We start from the raw sequence: 17,777 nt of genomic DNA on the forward strand, positions 1-17,777 counted from the left end.
AAAACCTTAGCCTAAATTATAGGCTAAGGTTTTTTAATCTTCTTTGTATAGACCTGTCAGCATAAGAGCGATGGCTCCATCCCCTGTAACATTGCATGCAGTTCCAAAGCTATCTTGAATGGCAAATATAGCAAGTAAAAGACCGATTCCTGATGGATCAAAGCCGATGATACTCTTAACAATACCTAAGGATGCCATTACAGTACCACCAGGTACTCCTGGAGCTCCTACGGCAAAGATTCCAAGAAGGATGATAAAGGTAATCATTGTACTGATAGTAGGTAAAGTACCATACAAAACTTTAGAGACAACCATGATAAAAAAAGTTTCTGTTAGTACAGATCCACATAAATGAACAGTAGAACCAAGAGGAATAGCAAAGTCTACAATTTTTTTATCTAATATTTTTGATTTTCTTGCACAGCTCAAAGCAACGGGTAAAGTAGCTGCACTAGACATAGTTCCTACTGCTGTTAAATATGCAGGACCGTAGTTTTTTAATACTTCAAAAGGATTTTTCTTAGAAATCAGTCCTCCTAAGCCATAAAGTAATGTAAGCCAAATCAAATGACCAATAAGGACTAATACAATTACTTTTAAAAAGATTGGAAGCTGTTTTGTAATACTACCATTATAAGATAGAGTCGAAAAAGTTGCGGCAATGAAAAAAGGAAGAATAGGGATTACAACTTCATTGACTACTTGCAGCATCATATTTTGAAAATCATCTAAAAGTCTCTCAAAGGTTTCAGATTTTGCCCATATCACAGAAAGTCCTATTAAAAATGAAAGAACTAAAGCACTCATTACGGACATAATAGGTGGAATGTTTAGTTCAAATGCAACTTCTGGAAGATTTTTCAATGTTTCTGCTTCACTAATAATATTCAAATGAGGAATAATAGAATATCCAGATAGAGTTGCAAAAGTAGCTGCGCCTACGGAAGAAACGTAAGCAATTAAAACAGTAGTGCCAAGCATTTTGCTAGCGTTGGTTTGTAGCTTGACAATAGAAGGAGAAATAAAAGCTAAGATAATTAAAGGAACACAAAAGAAAATAATCTGTCCAAGAATGTATTTGATGCTTACTATGAATTTCATGACTCCTTCAGATGATTGCATACCAATGATGATTCCTAGAATGACTCCTAATGCTAGTTTAAAAATTAAATGATCTGTTATTTTTTTCATTGTACACCTCCTGAATAATTTTTTAAAATAATAATTCATATTTTATAATATACAAATTATCATTATCATACAAATAAAATTTTTAAAAATGGAAATTTACAATGAAATGAAGCAGTTTCTTTAAAGTATAGGAGTCATTGGAATAGGAATGTAGAAAATTTTATTATGAAGAAGAGGAAGTTTTTTGTGCATCATTTTTGATATAAATAAAGAAATAAAATATAGGAATCATAAGTGCTCCACCCAATAAATTTCCTATGGTTACAGGGATAATATTATGAAACCAAATATCCATCCAAGAAATATCCGATCCTAAAAATTTTCCCATAGGTATGAAAAACATATTGGCAATACTATGCTCAAAGCCACATAAAACAAAGAGCATAATGGGAGCCCAGCAAGCAAATAATTTACTTATTAAATCTTTTGCACCTGTACCCATCCATATAGCCAATACCACAAGCATATTACATAATATGCCTCGTAAGATTAATTCGGTTACAGGAATATTTATTTTAGATACAGAAAGAGATAATAGAATTTCTTTGATAGGTCCATTTGTAAGACCACTATAGAAAATCATTTGAGCAAAAAGAATAGATCCTATGAAATTTCCTGCATAAACTACAATCCAATTTCTGAGTACTTTTTTCATAGAGTATTCACCAGATAGTACCCCTAAAGACATAAGATGATTTCCTGTGAACAATTCAGCGCCACAAGTTACTACTAGCATAAGTCCAATCGGGAAAATCATTGAAAATAAAACTTTAGACAATCCAACATCAATAGAGCTCATACGTTGACTGATTGTAATTGCACCAAATCCACCAAAACCAATATATATCCCAGCTAGTATACTTAATCCTACCATTTGAATATATGATAGTTTAGTCTTTGTTATACCAGTTTGGATGATGCCTTGAGCAATTTCTTTTGGTGATAATAAAGTGTTTGACATAAAAGGCCTCCTTTTCTTTATTTGTTGTTGTTTAGGGAAATAATAAATGACGGATAAGGGTTGTGTATGACTTAGATGAGATTAGTGAGTATTTGCATGAAGTTAAAATTTCATATTGATTTTAGTTTGATTTGGATAAATGAACTCTTAGACTATAATAATAGAGGAACGTCTATAAAGTGTCAATTGCACAAGATATGGTTAAAAATGAATATATTCTATATAAACTCATATGTATATATTTGCAAAATATAAAGGAAATTCGATATAATACATTTATAATAAAGATGAGGTTAAGGTGAGAAAATGAATGATATATATGTAAAGTTATTAGGGATTCCTTCTGTGATTCAAAATGAAAAAAGTATTACTTTTCCTTTTAAAAAAGCAGAAGCATTATTTTATTATTTGTTAGTTTATGGAAAGTCAACTCGAGATATTTTAGTGAATTTGTTATGGGGAGAAGTAGATGATAAAACAGCTAAAAAAAATTTAAGACAGACTATGTACAAAATTAGAAAGACTTTTAGTATGGATATTATTATTTCTCCTAAGAAATCTATCGTTATGTTAAATCCAGATATAAAAATAAAAGCAGATCTTTATGATTTTTTACGAGATCAACATAAGGTAGAAGGATATGAAGAGTTTTTAAAGGGGTTTCATGTAAAAGATGCAGAAGAATTTCAAACATGGGCGTGTCAATATGACAGTTATGTAAAAGAATTGTATATGAAAAGACTAATGGAAAAAATAGAGGAAAGTATTTCAAATGAAGAAATTTCTTCTATTATTTATTATGGAAATTTATTTATGGAGATAGACCCTTTGCATGAAAAGGTTTGTATGATGTTGATGAGAACTTATATGAAAAAAGGAGAAATTCACAAATCTATCAATATTTATCATGAATTTTGCAAAAAATTTTATGACGAATTAGCTATTGAGCCAGGACTAGATATAAAAGAACTCTATGAAGAAATTTTAGTTTGTAGAAAAAATCAAGAGAAAAGAAAAAAAAGAGATTTTTTTTATGGAAGAGAAAAAGAAATTTTATCTATGCAAAAAGAATATGACTCCTTTAAGAAGAATAAAGAATTTAAATCATTTATTGTATTTGGAGAAGCAGGAGTAGGAAAAAGCAGGTTAAAAGATGAGTTTTTAGAGACTATTAATGACGAAATGATCTTTTTACAAACTACTTGTTATCAAGCTCAAAGAGAATATTTGTTAAATCCTTTTCATGATTTATTTATAAAACTAGAAGATCTAATCAAAAAAGAAAAGATCAATATTCCTGTTTTGTGGACAAATACTATCAATCATATATTCCCAGATTTTATGCAAAATGATCATCCAACAGTAAACCCAATAGAGAATATGGATACCATCACACAACAAGTAATTGAAGAAACTTTAGTAGCTGTATTAAAAAAGGTTTCTAAAAAAAGCAAAATGATATTAATATTTGAAGATATTCAATGGATGGATGATTTAAGTTTATTTCTTTTGAATCATTTATTTGTCGTGGAAGATATATTTTTATTGATGACTTGTAGAAGTGGAAATGAAGAGAGAATGTATCAATTTATGCATTCTGGTATTAGTTTAAGAAAACTTGAAAGAATGTATATTCAAAGGTTTGAACTTTCAGAAGTAAAAGAATTTATTAAACTGGCTTTACCAACATACTCTTGGAATGAAGAAATATATTTGAATATTTATAAAGAAACAGGCGGAAATGCATTTTTTCTAAGGGAAATATTAAACAGCATCAAAGAAATGGGGAAAATCACAAAATTATCTCATAAGACTCAAGATTTATTAAGAAGTAGATTTTTAGATATTTCTAATGAAGAAAAAGAGCTACTAAATATTTTGTGTATGTTTTTTGATCCAGTAAATTTAAATCTATTAGAAAATCTTTTGAACAAAAATATAGATGAAATAATAGATGGATTGGACACATTACAAGATAGAGGTATTATCAAAGAAGTTTATGATAGTGGAGAAGTATATTTTGAGTTTACACATCAAAAACTTAGAGAATTTCTTTATGATGAGCAATCCAATATTAGAAAAAGAATACTTCATGGAAAAATTGCTAATTTACTAAAGAGCAAATTACTTCATGATAAAAGAGATCGATATCTGTACCCAAAACTAATTTATCATTTTGAAAACAGTGGAAATTATTTATATGCTTTAAAGTACAAAATGAAAAATTTAGATGTATATTTTAATTTTGGACATGAACTATTTCCAATTTTAAGAGATGGAAATATTTATGAATATGGAAGAAGCTATTTGACCGATGAAGAAGAAAGGGATCAGCTCAAAAATATTGAAAGAGAACTTTTAAAGGTCATGAATAATAATTCGTATCAAGAAGAAATAAAGATTTTATATATGGATTTTTTGCATATGAGAGGAAGATATTTTATTCGAGAGGGTATGTATGAAGAGGGTGTCGAAGATATACAAAATATGATAAAAGAAGCACTAGAAATTCCAAATATAGAGTATGCATTAAAAGGATGTAGACAAATGATTTATTATGGGATTCAGACACACAATATGAATGGGATGAAAAAATATATAGAAGATGGATTGGATATTTCAAAAAAATGGAATAAGAAAAAAGATATAGGAATCCTTCTCAGATTACAAGGACTCCAAAAAATTATGGAGGGAGATCATCAAACAGCTGAGAATTTATTAAAAAAATCTATTACAATATTTAATCAAATTAATACGTATGAAGGGAAATATACTTTAAATATAGCAGCAGCATACAATTATATGGGAGAGATCAGAAGACAAAACTTGAAATTTATGAGTGCTTTAAAATATTATAATCAAGCTATAAAGTTGTGTACAAATCAAAAAATTATTGGAGGCTTGACTGTTTTTTACACAAATGCAGGACAAGCGGCTTTAGATATGGGTGATGATGATGGTGCTATGGATTATTTTTCAAAGGCATTAAAATTATATGATCAATTTAATACATTGTGGAAAAGATCTACTGCTGAAGGATATATGTCTCTTTTATTAGTCAAAAAAGGCAATTATCATGAAGCTTTGTTAGCTTTACAAAGAGCAGAGGACTATGCAAATAAACTAAAAAGTCCCTATGAATTAGGATTAATCTATAGAGTCAAAGCACAGATTAAGGTACACATGAAAGATAACATTCGTTTAAAGGAGGTATTTAAAGAGTATCTAAAAGAAGATATTCAGTTCTATTGTGAACAGGGTGTGAATATTTTAAAGAAATTAAAAGATCCCTATGAAATATATATATTAAATGTACTTAAAAGCAATTAAACTTCCATCATGAGAATTTTAATGAGAACCATTTTTTGCTTTCTGCATAATATGATCATAAAGTAAAAAAATATAGCAGGAGGATTTGAAAATGGAATCTATAAATAATTATGAAGTAAATGAAATGAACGAAGTGAATGAGATGGTCCCATATCCAGGGTATGGACCAGGAATGGGTTATGGACCAGGAATGGGGTATGGATTTAGGCCAGGTTTTGGATATAGACCTGGATATGGATTTAGACCTGGATTTGGGTTTGGACCTGGATTTGGATTTGGTCCATGGTTTGGATTTGGACCTGGATTTTATCCTGGATTTGGTCCATGGTTTGGATTTAGAAGATTTTAATAGATTGTATAATTTTAAAAAAGCTTCTGCCAAAAAACAGAGGCTTTTTTATTGCTAAAATGAAAACTAAAGTAAATAATAGAAATAAATAGATTTTGTTGAAAATAAGAATAAAAATTGATATAATCGTCTAAAATCATGAATATAATCTAAAAATAAGCAGGAATCATATTTGCTTAATGGAAAAAGATATAATACATTATAATTAGCACTCAACGAGAGTGAGTGCTAACAATGTAAAATATAAAAAAATTATACATATAATAATGAAGGAGGGATTTTGATGAACATCAAACCATTAGGTGACAGAGTAGTAATCAAAAAATTAGAAGCAGAGGAGAAAACAAAAAGTGGGATAGTTCTTCCGACTCAAGCGAAAGAACAACCTCAAATGGCAGAAATTGTTGCAGTTGGACCAGGTGGAATGGTAGATGGAAAAGAAGTAAAAATGGAAGTAAAAGTAGGAGATCAAGTAATTTTTTCTAAATATGCAGGAACAGAAGTAAAATATGATGGAGTAGAATATACCATCTTAAAGCAAAGTGATATTTTAGCGATTATTGAATAAATGAAAAAAGACTACATATAGGGAGGTAATGGAAAATGGCAAAAGAAATTAAATTTTGTGAAGATGCACGCCGTAAATTAGAAGCTGGTGTAAATAAACTTGCAGATACAGTGAAGGTAACTTTAGGACCTAAAGGAAGAAATGTTATTTTAGATAAGAAATTTGGTTCTCCTCTTATTACAAATGATGGAGTAACTATTGCTAGAGAAATTGAATTAGAAGATGCATATGAAAACATGGGAGCACAATTAGTAAAAGAAGTGGCTACAAAAACAAACGATGTAGCAGGAGATGGAACAACTACAGCTACATTACTTGCACAAGCAATCATAAGAGAAGGACTTAAAAATGTTGCAGCTGGAGCAAATCCTATCATTCTTAAAAAAGGTATTCAAGGAGCTGTAGATGCTGCAGTAGAACAAATTAAAAACATTTCTAAAACGATTGAAAGCAAAGAAGCAATTGCTCAAGTTGCATCTATTTCAGCAGCAGATGAAACAATCGGAAAATTAATTGCTGAAGCTATGGAAAAAGTAGGAAATGATGGAGTAATTACTGTAGAAGAATCAAGATCTATGGGAACTACATTAGACGTAGTAGAAGGTATGCAATTTGATAGAGGATATGTATCTCCTTACATGGTAACAGATGCAGAAAAAATGGAAGCGGTTGTAGAAAATCCATATATCTTAATTACAGACAAAAAAATAAGCAATATTCAAGAAATCCTTCCAGTACTTGAACAAATTGTACAACAAGGAAAGAAATTATTAATTATTGCAGAAGATATTGAAGGAGAAGCATTAGCTACATTGGTAGTAAATAAATTAAGAGGAACATTTGAATGTGTGGCAGTAAAAGCACCAGGCTTTGGAGATAGAAGAAAAGCTATGCTTGAAGATATTGCAGTTTTAACAGGAGGTACTGTTATTTCTGAAGAATTAGGATTAGATTTAAAAGAAACTACACTAGATATGCTAGGACGTGCAAATTCTGTTAAAATTGATAAAGAAAATACAACAATTATAGATGGAGCTGGAGATAAAAAAGCAATTGAAGATAGAGTAAGACAAATCAAAGCTCAAATCGAAGAAACTACTTCTGAATTTGATAAAGAAAAACTTCAAGAAAGACTTGCAAAATTATCTGGTGGAGTTGCAGTAATCGAAGTAGGAGCAGCAACTGAAACAGAATTAAAAGAAAGAAAATTAAGAATTGAAGATGCACTAAATGCTACAAGAGCAGCTGTTGAAGAAGGTATTGTTGCAGGTGGTGGTACAGCACTTATTAATGCTGTTAGTGCAGTAGAAAAATATATTGAAACTTTACATGGAGATGAAAAAACAGGAGCTATGATCATTAGACGTGCTCTTGAAGAACCAGTAAGACAAATTGCTGCAAATGCAGGATTAGAAGGATCTGTAATTGTAGAGAAAGTAAGAAACAGTGAAGTAGGAGTAGGATTTGATGCATTAAATGAAAAATATGTAAATATGATAGAAGCTGGAATCGTAGATCCTACAAAAGTGACTCGTTCTGCTCTTCAAAATGCAGCATCTGTATCAGCTATGCTTTTAACTACTGAAGCGGCTGTAGCAGATATTAAAGAAGAAAATCCTGCACCAATGCCAGGAATGGGTGGCGGAATGCCAGGAATGATGTAATAAATGAGAGAATGACTTTGAGTCATTCTCTTTTTGCTTATATGAGTTCGTTTTTTAGCATATTGAATTGCTGTTGAATACTTTTTAGGTCTTGTACAGAATATGGTATTAAATTGTTCCAACCTCTTTGACCCATAGCATTTAAAATGGATTCTTGATTTTTAGATAGATTTTGTTCGCATTGACTTAAAAGATCTTTTAAATGGGCACATGAAGATTCAGAGATTCCTATACTATAAGCAGATGAAACTTGCTTTTCAGATAATAATAGATCTTTCATTAAATCTTTTTCTGTAAAGCTCGTTTGATAATGCATTTTAGGTCTCCTTTCTATGAATCATTCGCTATATGTGTTTAAGTAATGTAATAAATTCTCAAAGTTGTCTTTATGTCTTTGAGCACCTTGTCTGCATATATATTGGAGTTGTGGATCAATAAAGTATTTTGCATATTCATTTAATTTTTTATTCATAATAGATTCATAGTTAAGTTGAGATTGTAGAATTTTTAAATTTGTAGGATCAAATAAATTGTAGGATTGATTATGGATAAGATAACCTCCTTTATAGTGAAAAAGATTCCATAAGTATAGTATTATTATGCGATGAAATATATAATATATAGCTTGAAAAATATAAATGTATAACTTGTAAATAACTTATTAAGATAAAACTATTAATTTTAGAAAAAAATTCTTAAAGGGTATCAAAAATGATAAAATAGAATCTGTAAAAGTCAGGATGCTAAAAGGGGATAAATATGAAAATTAAATTGGGGATTATTGGTTCGGTGGAAACAGTAGAAAGAGTAAAGGATATATTAATCGAATTTGAAGAGAAAATAGAAGCTTTTATTTATTGTTACAAACATAAGCAAGAAACTCTAAAAATTCTTAAGGAATGTCAGAAAAAAGTAGATGTACTTTTATTTACAGGGCAAGTACCTTTTGCTATTGCTCAAAAAGAGAATATGATTCAAAAACCTTTTGTTTTTATTCCTAGAACGGGTACGAGTGTGTATAGAGTTTTTTGGCAGATGAATGTAGAGGGAATGGATTATAAAAAGATTAGTTTCGATACTATTGAACAAAAGAATATACAAGAAGCTATAAAGGATTTAGAAATTCCTATTGAGAAATTTTATGTAAAATCTTATCCAGGAGACATTGATTATAATGAGTTGGTAAAATATCATTATGAACTATGGAAGGAAAAAAAGGTAAATGTTGTAGCAACTTGTTTAGGGGAGACTTATAGGAATCTAAAAAAATTAGGAGTTCCTGTATTTAGGCTTTATCCTACAAGACCATTAATAAGAGAATACATTACAAAAGCTATTTATAAAGGAAATGTAGAAAGAATAAAAGCAACACAAATAGCCGTTCAAATTGTAAAGACAAAAAATAAAAATCGAAGCATATCCTCAGAATATGAATTCTTAAAGTTAAAGAATAAATTAGAAAAGGGACTTATTTCTTATACACAAGATAACTTTGGATCCATTTTTCCATTTGGAAGAGATGAATATTTAATATTTACGACTAGAGGAGCTATTGATGCTCATTGTAATGAATTTAATATTCATCATTTTATTCAAGATGAGCAAAATATAGAAATTGAATTGGCATCTGGTATAGGATTTGGAAATACTATTCATGAGGCAGAAGTTCATGCAAGAATTGCATTAGATTATGCCATGAAGGAAGATTGTAATTGCTGTTATATTATGGATGAAAATACTGTGCTTTCAGGTCCTATTCAAGAAAAGGAATCTTTTTCATTAAGTTATGACCTTATGGTAGAAAATGAAGAAATTCAAAAAATTGCTAAAGATATTCAAATTAGTCCTACTTATGTTTGTAAGATGAAAGCAATTTTTGACAAAATTGGTACAAATACAATAGAAGCAGAAGAATTGGCAAATTACTTAGGCATTAGTGTAAGAAGTGCAAGAAGAATTTTAAAGCAAATAGTAGATGCAAAATATGGAAAAAATGTTGCGCAGGAAAGTAGAACGGGAATGGGAAGACCAAGAAAAATTTATAAAATTACATTTTAAAAATAGAAAACTAGGAAGAAAACTTCCTAGTTTTTTTGTTGTATAAAAAGGGTGTATGAAATACAAAAATGAAAAAAACAATTTTCAAAACTTCAATATAGACAAAAAAAAATATTTTCAAAAAATTTTATAATTTAAAAAGGAATTTTAGAAAACACATAGAATATACTCTATTAAGGACATGACCAAAATTAGACTGAAAGGGTGAAGCGTATGGTAGAAAATTGTGTAAAAAAGAAAGGGGCTTTCAGAAAGTTCTTAGATTGGGTAGAAAGGGTAGGAAATAAATTACCACATCCTTTTACTTTGTTTGTTATCTTAGCTGTGACGATTATGATAGTTTCAGCTATTGTTGCAGGGGTAGGGGTGAAGGTGATTCATCCTGGAACACAAGAAGAGGTGGCTGTAAAAAGTTTGCTTTCAAAAGATGGAATATTGTGGATTATAGGGTCTTTCTTAGATAATTTTATAGGATTTAAACCTTTAGGATTGGTACTTGTAATGACTTTTGGTATAGGGCTTGCTGAAGAAGTAGGATTTGTATTTACTTCTTTGAGAAAATTAATTTTAGGTGTTCCTAAATCTTTAGTGACTGCTACTGTGATTTTTGCAGGTATTATAGGAAATCTTGCGTCAGATGCAGCTTTTGTTGTGATTCCTCCCCTTGCAGCATTGATTTTTTTAGCAGTGAAGAGACATCCTCTTGCAGGGATTGCAGCAGGATTTGCAGGAGTTGGAGCAGGCTTTACTGCTAATTTATTAGTCGCAGGGACAGATGCACTTCTTGCGGGGATTACAAATGAAGCTGCAAAATCTGTAGTAAGTGGTGCAGTAGTATCTCCAGTATCTAATTGGTATTTTTTGATCGCTTCTACCTTTGTTTTAACTTTTGTAGGGTCATGGATTACGGATAAGATTGTAGAACCAAGGCTAGGAGAATATAAAGGTGGTGTAGAAAAAGAATTAGAAGAGTTAACACCTATTGAAAATAAAGGGTTAAGAAATGCAGGGATTGCGGCAATCATTTATATAGGTATTTTATTAATTGGAATTGTCCCTCAAAGTGGAATGTTAAGAAATCCTGAAACACATACCATTATTCCATCTCCGTTTTTAAGTGGTATTATTCCTATTCTAATGATGTTTTTTATTGTCATAGGTCTTTCTTATGGAATTACAGTAGGAAGCATTAAAAATGAAAAAGATATTCCTAAGATGCTTGGAAAAGTTATAAAGGGTATGTCTGGATATATTGTACTTGTTTTTGCTGCATCTCAGTTTATAGCATTTTTTAATTGGAGTAATATGGGTACGGTGATTGCAGTAAAAGGTGCAGCCTTTTTAGAAAAAGTAGGATTTACAGGGATTCCATTAATTGTAGGTTTTATTATTGTGACTACGATTGTAAATTTATTTATTGGAAGCGGTTCTGCAAAATGGGCCCTTCTTGCACCTATATTTGTGCCTATGCTTTCTTTGGTTGGTTTTTCTCCAGCATTTATACAATTGGCTTATAGAATCGGAGATTCTGCAACAAATCCTATGTCTCCCCTTTTTCCATATTTTCCTGTTGTATTAGCCTTTGTTCAAGAATATGATGAAAAAGCAGGAGTAGGAACATTGTTATCTCTTATGATTCCTTATAGTTTTGCTTTTATAGGAATATGGGTTGTGCAAATGATTATTTGGATGAGCTTTAATCTTCCATTAGGGCCAGATGCATTAGTATATTTGATGAAATAATAAAAGGAGGAATGGCATCATGGATAAAATAAAAGAAGAAATTCATAAGATTTATGAAGAAGTAGTAGCATGGAGAAGAGATTTTCACATGCATCCAGAATTAAGTGGAGAAGAAGAAAGAACATCACAAAAAATTGAAGATATATTAAAAAAATTACCTTTAGAGATTCAAACAGGAGTAGGGGGTTATGGAGTAGTAGGTCTTTTGAGAGGAAAAGAAAAAGGAAGCACGATTGCATTAAGAGCAGATATAGATGCTCTACCTATTCATGAACAAAATGATCATAAATATGCTTCCAAATATAATGGGAAAATGCATGCCTGTGGTCATGATGGCCATACAGCTATTTTGTTAGGAGCAGCTCATGTGCTTTGTGCTTTAAAAGATGAAATAAAAGGAAATGTAAAATTTATTTTTCAACCTTCAGAAGAAAAAGCTCCTATAGGAGGAGCAAAGCCTATGATTGAGGAAGGGGTTTTGGATCATCCAAAAGTAGATGCCATTGTAGGACTTCATATTTGGCCTAATCTTTCAAAGGGGAAGATTGCTATAAAAGAAAATGCCATTATGGCCTCTTCAGATCCTTTTCAAATTGAGATATTTGGAAAAAGTGGCCATGCATCAGCACCAGATGAAAGCATAGATGCTTTGGCTGTAGCTTGTCAGGTAGTCAATATGCTTCAGTATATTGTGAGTAGGAATACAAGTCCTCTAGAGTCTGCGGTTGTAACCGTAGGAACATTAAAAAGTGGAACAAAATATAATGTGATTTCAGATTATGCACTACTTGAAGGAACAGTCAGAACTCTACATCCAAATGTTCAAATGAATGTAGAAAAAAGAATTAAAGAAGTAGTAGAGGGAGTCTGTAGCTCTATGGGCGCTAGAGGAGAAGTTCATTATGAAAGAGGATATCCTGCTTTAATAAATGATAAAGATATGGTACATTTAATTGAAGAAGTAGGGCAAAAATTACTTTCTAAAGAAAATGTAATTCAAGTACAAAAACCTGCTATGGGAGGAGAAGATTTTGCAAATTATGTACAAAAAGTACCTGGAGCATTTTTTTGGCTAGGAGCAAAAGAAGAATCACTTTATCCTATTCATAATCCAAAATTTGATTTTGATGAAGAGATTATGAAGATAGGCATGGAGATATTTGTTCATACCGTATTAGATTTTTTAGGAAAGGAAAAGAAAAATGAATAATGCGTTGCTAAAAGAATTAATTGAACTTAGAAGAGAGTTTCATCAATGTGCAGAAACAGGATGGCTTGAATTTGAAACGACTATTAAAATAATTTCTTATTTACTAGATTTAGGACTAGAAATCAGGTATGGAAAAGCAATACATAAAAATAGATTAGGACTTCCTAAAGATGAAGAAATGAAAATACATAAAGAGAAGATTTCATATATAAATCCTCCTTTTGATACAGAAGAAATACTAAAAGGATATACAGGTGTAGTAGGAATTTTGGATACTCATAAAAGTGGGCCTACTATAGCCCTTCGTTTTGATATTGATGCAAATGGAGTAGATGAAAAAAAAGAAGGACATAGACCTTTTATGGAAGGATTTGCATCTAAAAATCATAAAATGATGCATGCTTGTGGTCATGATGGACATATTGCCATAGGACTTATGGTGGCCAAATATTTAGTTGAGCATAAAGAAAATATAAAGGGAAAAATATTACTCATTTTTCAGCCTGCAGAAGAAGGGGTAAGGGGAGCAAAGAGTATGGTGGAGGCAGGTGTTTTAGATGGAGTAGATTATATATTATCTGGGCATATTGGTTTTATGGCTAAAAGAAATGAAATTATATGTGGGGTAGGTGGATTTTTAGCCACAGAAAAAATGGATATTCACTTTTATGGAAAGCCATCTCATGCAGGAGCTTATCCTGAGCTTGGTAAAAATGCTCTTTTAGCGGGAGCAAGTTGTGCCATTCATCTTCATACCATTACTCAATTTAGTAGTGGTATGAGTAGAATGAATGTAGGTGTCTTTCATGCAGGGACAGGTAGAAATGTGATTCCAGATCAAGCAAGGCTTGAGATTGAAACTCGTGGAGAAAATAAAAAAATTAATGATGAGCTTATTAAAAGAACTTATGAAATTGTAGAAGGAAGTGCTAAATTATATGATGTAGATTATAAAATTGAGCATGTAGGAAGTGCCAAAGCTTATGAATACAAAAAAGATGATTTTAGTGAATCCATATCGTCTTTATTAAAAAAGAAAGGGTTTCAAATCCAAGAAAATGGATTTTTAGGAGGTTCAGAAGATATTACATATATGTTTGAAAATGTAGAAAATAGGGGTGGGAAAGCATTATATATGGTTTTTGGAACAGAACTAAAGGCTCCCCACCACAATAGTTGTTTTGATTTTGATGAAGATGTTTTATATGATGCTTATGAATGTTACAGATATATTATAGAGAAATTGATGAATGAATCATGAAGTGTCCATATGGACACTTTGTTTCATTATTAATATAAAATAATCCTAAATGAATACAAATTGTATTTTGCATATTGACAGAAAAGTACATATCTGATACGTTATATAGAAAAATAAAATAATTTTGTACCCTCATATATACTTGAGAATATGGCTTAGGTGTTTCTACCAGATTACCGTAAATAATCTGACTATGAGTGGAATTATTATAAAAAATTTTATGGATGACATTGAAGATCCATGTAATAATTTCACTCGTGAAATATACATGGAATTTTTTTGTGTCTACTGACTAAAACTATACTAAAAGATAAAAGAAAGGATGAATCACATGGAAGATAAGTTTGTAAAAGAAGGATTAACCTTTGATGATGTGCTTTTAATTCCTCAAAAATCTAATGTGTTGCCAAAAGATGTACAAACAAAAACAAATTTAACAAAAAAAATAAAATTAAATATTCCTTTTATGAGTGCGGGAATGGATACAGTAACAGAGGCAAAGTTAGCTATTGCTATTGCAAGAGAAGGTGGAATAGGAATCATTCATAAAAATATGTCTATTGAAGAACAAGCGTTAGAAGTAGACAAAGTAAAAAGAAGCGAGCATGGTGTTATTGTAGATCCATTTTATTTATCTCCAGAGCATTTAATTGATGATGCTTTAAAATTAATGGAAAGATATCATATTTCAGGAGTGCCTATTACAGATGAAAATAAAAAGCTAGTAGGAATACTTACCAATCGAGATATTAGATTTGAAAATAATGTAATGAAGAAAATCGGAGATGTGATGACCAAAGAAAATTTGGTAACAGCAAGAGAAGGTATTTCTATGGAAGAAGCAGAAAAAGTATTAAAAAGTAGAAAAATAGAAAAGCTTCCTATTATAGATGAGGAAGGATATTTAAAAGGACTCATTACAATTAAAGATATAGAAAAAACAATTAAGTATCCTAATTCAGCCAAAGATGAAAGAGGAAGATTAATAGTAGGTGCTGCTATAGGAATAACTGGAGATATGATGGAAAGAGCAGAGGCAATTGTTAAGGCAGGCGTAGATGTGATTGTTATTGATACAGCTCATGGACATTCACAAGGGGTACTTGAGGCAGTCAAAAAAATAAAAACTACTTTCCCAAATGTAGAATTAATAGCAGGAAATGTAGCTACTGCTGAAGCTACAGAAGAATTAATAAAAGCTGGAGCAGATGCAGTAAAGGTAGGAATAGGACCAGGATCTATTTGTACAACAAGAGTAGTAGCAGGAATTGGAGTTCCTCAAATTACAGCTGTATATGATTGCTCAAAGATGGCTAAAAAATATGGTATTCCAGTAATTGCGGATGGAGGAATTAAATATTCAGGAGATATTCCAAAGGCTATTGCAGCAGGAGCTAGTGTATGTATGTTCGGATCATTATTTGCAGGAACAGAAGAAAGTCCAGGAGAAACTGTGATCTATAAAGGAAGAAACTTTAAAGTATATAGAGGAATGGGATCAACAAGTGCTATGGCAGCAGGAAGCAAAGATAGATATTTCCAAGAAGATGCGAAAAAATTTGTTCCTGAAGGAGTAGAAGGAATGGTTCCTTATAGAGGATATTTAAAAGATATTGTTTATCAATTGGTTGGAGGACTAAAAGCTGGAATGGGCTATTGTGGAACTCCTACTATAGAAGATTTAAAAGAAAATGGAAAGTTTATTCGAATTACTTCTGCAGGACTTACAGAAAGTCATCCTCATGATATAAATATAACAAAAGAAGCGCCAAACTATAGTGTAAGAGGCTAAAGGAGGACCAATATGAATAGCAAAGAATTAGTACTTGTCATTGATTTTGGAGGACAATATAAGGAATTAATTGCAAGAAGAGTAAGAGAAGCTAATGTATATTGTGAAGTAGTTCCTTATACAACTTCTTTAGAAAAAATAAAAGAAAAAGATCCAAAGGGATTTATTTTTACAGGAGGACCAGCAAGTGCATATGCAGAAAATGCTCCTAGTATCACAAAGGAAATATTTGAATTAGGAATTCCGATTCTTGGAATTTGCTATGGGGGACAATTGATTGCCCACTTACTTGGTGGAAAAGTAACAAGAGCAAATACTAGAGAATATGGAAGAGTAAATTTAAATATTCAAAATAAAGAAGGAATATTTACGAATATAAAAGATGCTTCAAAATGTTGGATGAGTCATACAGATTTTATTGAAAAAGAAGCTCCTGGATTTGAAGTTATAGCTACTACAGATCATTGTCCAGTGGCAGCTATGAGAGATGTTGAGAAAAAAATATATGCAGTGCAATTTCATCCAGAAGTAGAACATACAGAAAATGGAAAAGAAATCATTAAAAATTTCTTATATGAAGTATGTAATTTGAGTGGAGCTTGGAATATGCATGATTTTACTCAAAAGTCTATTCAAGAAGTAAAGGAAAAAGTAGGAGATAAAAAAGTACTTTGTGCTTTATCTGGGGGAGTAGATTCATCTGTTGCAGCAGTACTTGTTCATAAAGCTATTGGAGATCAATTGACTTGTATATTTGTAGACCATGGACTTCTTAGAAAAAACGAAGGAGATCAAGTAGAACAAATATTTAAAGAAAAATTCCATATGAATTTGATTCGTGTCAATGCACAAGATAGATTTTTAGGAAGATTAAAAGGTGTAACAGATCCAGAAACAAAGAGAAAGATTATTGGAGAAGAATTTATCAGAGTATTTGAAGAAGAAGCTAACAAACTTGGAGAGATTGATTATCTTGTACAAGGAACAGTGTATCCTGATGTTATTGAAAGTGGTACAGATACAGCATCAGTAATTAAAAGTCATCACAATGTAGGTGGACTACCAGAAGATATGCAATTTTCTTTAATTGAGCCATTAAGACAATTATTTAAAGATGAAGTAAGAAAAGTTGGGGAAGAATTAGAAATTCCAGAAGAAATCGTATGGAGACAACCTTTCCCAGGACCAGGTCTTGCTATCCGTGTACTAGGTGAAATTACACCAGATAAACTTGAAATAGTAAGAGAATCAGATGCTATTTTAAGAGAAGAAATTAGAAAAGCAAATCTTCATAGAGAAATATGGCAATATTTTACTTGCTTACCTAACATCAGAAGTGTGGGTGTAATGGGAGATGAAAGAACATATTCTCATGCAGTAGGAATTAGAGCTGTAACCTCTTCAGATGGAATGACTTCAGATTGGGCAAGAATTCCTTATGAAGTTTTAGAAAAAATATCTAATCGTATCGTAAATGAAGTAGACAATGTAAATAGAATCATTTATGATGTAACAAGTAAGCCACCTTCAACAATAGAGTGGGAATAAAAAATAGAAAGCCTACAATCTTTATAAAATAAGGATTTGTAGGCTTTCGTTTTATCTTTTGATTTTTAGAGGGAAAAAAGACAATATATATAATTGTGTTAG

The 17,777-nt window shown here is 31.1% G+C and carries 13 protein-coding genes and 1 riboswitch; of the genes, 10 read left to right on the plus strand and 3 right to left on the minus strand.

Features of this window, described 5'->3' with window-relative positions:
* Positions 1–33: 33 nt before the first annotated feature.
* Together BN2409_RS06570 and BN2409_RS06575 are read right to left on the minus strand one after the other, a co-directional pair.
* Complete coding sequence (locus BN2409_RS06570; RefSeq protein ID WP_053955844.1) at positions 34–1,191, minus strand: dicarboxylate/amino acid:cation symporter; 1,158 nt, start codon at positions 1,189–1,191, stop codon at positions 34–36.
* Between the two features lie 163 nt (positions 1,192–1,354).
* Positions 1,355–2,152, minus strand: a complete 798-nt coding sequence (locus tag BN2409_RS06575; protein ID WP_053955845.1) for a formate/nitrite transporter family protein — start codon at positions 2,150–2,152, stop codon at positions 1,355–1,357.
* Positions 2,153–2,458: 306 nt separating this feature from the next.
* On the opposite strand from BN2409_RS06575, the gene BN2409_RS06580 reads away from it, so the two are divergent.
* The 4 genes from BN2409_RS06580 to groL all read left to right on the plus strand — a co-directional run bounded on the left by BN2409_RS06580 (position 2,459) and on the right by groL (position 8,063).
* Positions 2,459–5,482, plus strand: coding sequence for an AAA family ATPase (locus tag BN2409_RS06580; protein ID WP_053955846.1), 3,024 nt, complete (start codon positions 2,459–2,461; stop codon positions 5,480–5,482).
* Between the two features lie 91 nt (positions 5,483–5,573).
* A complete protein-coding gene (locus BN2409_RS06585) occupies positions 5,574–5,831 on the plus strand; it encodes a hypothetical protein (RefSeq protein ID WP_199872939.1) in 258 nt (85 codons plus the stop codon).
* 283 nt (positions 5,832–6,114) lie between these two features.
* Positions 6,115–6,399 (plus strand): co-chaperone GroES, encoded by a 285-nt coding sequence (groES, locus tag BN2409_RS06590; RefSeq protein ID WP_053955847.1) that lies wholly within the window; start codon positions 6,115–6,117, stop codon positions 6,397–6,399.
* 35 nt (positions 6,400–6,434) lie between these two features.
* Positions 6,435–8,063: a chaperonin GroEL gene (groL, locus tag BN2409_RS06595; protein WP_053955848.1), complete on the plus strand. Its 1,629-nt coding sequence runs from the start codon at positions 6,435–6,437 to the stop codon at positions 8,061–8,063.
* A 37-nt stretch (positions 8,064–8,100) separates the two neighbouring features.
* Here groL and BN2409_RS06600 read toward each other — a convergent pair whose 3' ends face one another.
* Positions 8,101–8,379, minus strand: a complete 279-nt coding sequence (locus BN2409_RS06600) for a spore coat protein (RefSeq protein WP_053955849.1) — start codon at positions 8,377–8,379, stop codon at positions 8,101–8,103.
* A 443-nt stretch (positions 8,380–8,822) separates the two neighbouring features.
* Here BN2409_RS06600 and BN2409_RS06605 point away from each other — a divergent pair, with 443 nt between their 5' ends.
* The 6 genes from BN2409_RS06605 to guaA all read left to right on the plus strand — a co-directional run bounded on the left by BN2409_RS06605 (position 8,823) and on the right by guaA (position 17,675).
* On the plus strand, positions 8,823–10,121 hold the full coding sequence (locus BN2409_RS06605; RefSeq protein ID WP_053955850.1) for a helix-turn-helix domain-containing protein: 1,299 nt from the start codon (positions 8,823–8,825) through the stop codon (positions 10,119–10,121).
* Between the two features lie 213 nt (positions 10,122–10,334).
* On the plus strand, positions 10,335–11,864 hold the full coding sequence (locus BN2409_RS06610; protein WP_053955851.1) for an AbgT family transporter: 1,530 nt from the start codon (positions 10,335–10,337) through the stop codon (positions 11,862–11,864).
* A gap of 19 nt (positions 11,865–11,883) precedes the next feature.
* Positions 11,884–13,074, plus strand: a complete 1,191-nt coding sequence (locus tag BN2409_RS06615; RefSeq protein WP_053955852.1) for a M20 metallopeptidase family protein — start codon at positions 11,884–11,886, stop codon at positions 13,072–13,074.
* Complete coding sequence (locus BN2409_RS06620) at positions 13,067–14,335, plus strand: amidohydrolase (RefSeq protein ID WP_053955853.1); 1,269 nt, start codon at positions 13,067–13,069, stop codon at positions 14,333–14,335. The genes BN2409_RS06615 and BN2409_RS06620 overlap by 8 nt, the downstream gene beginning before the upstream one ends.
* A 112-nt stretch (positions 14,336–14,447) precedes the next feature.
* Positions 14,448–14,549: riboswitch (purine riboswitch) on the plus strand.
* A 117-nt stretch (positions 14,550–14,666) separates the two neighbouring features.
* A complete protein-coding gene (gene guaB, locus BN2409_RS06625) occupies positions 14,667–16,127 on the plus strand; it encodes an IMP dehydrogenase (protein WP_053955854.1) in 1,461 nt (486 codons plus the stop codon).
* Between the two features lie 12 nt (positions 16,128–16,139).
* The gene (guaA, locus tag BN2409_RS06630; RefSeq protein ID WP_053955855.1) at positions 16,140–17,675 is read left to right on the plus strand and encodes a glutamine-hydrolyzing GMP synthase; all 1,536 of its coding nucleotides are present in this window, start codon (positions 16,140–16,142) and stop codon (positions 17,673–17,675) included.
* Positions 17,676–17,777 lie beyond the last annotated feature (102 nt).

Origin of the sequence: Inediibacterium massiliense (assembly GCF_001282725.1) — a bacterium.
Classification (GTDB): Bacteria; Bacillota; Clostridia; order Peptostreptococcales; family Thermotaleaceae; genus Anaerophilus; species Anaerophilus massiliensis.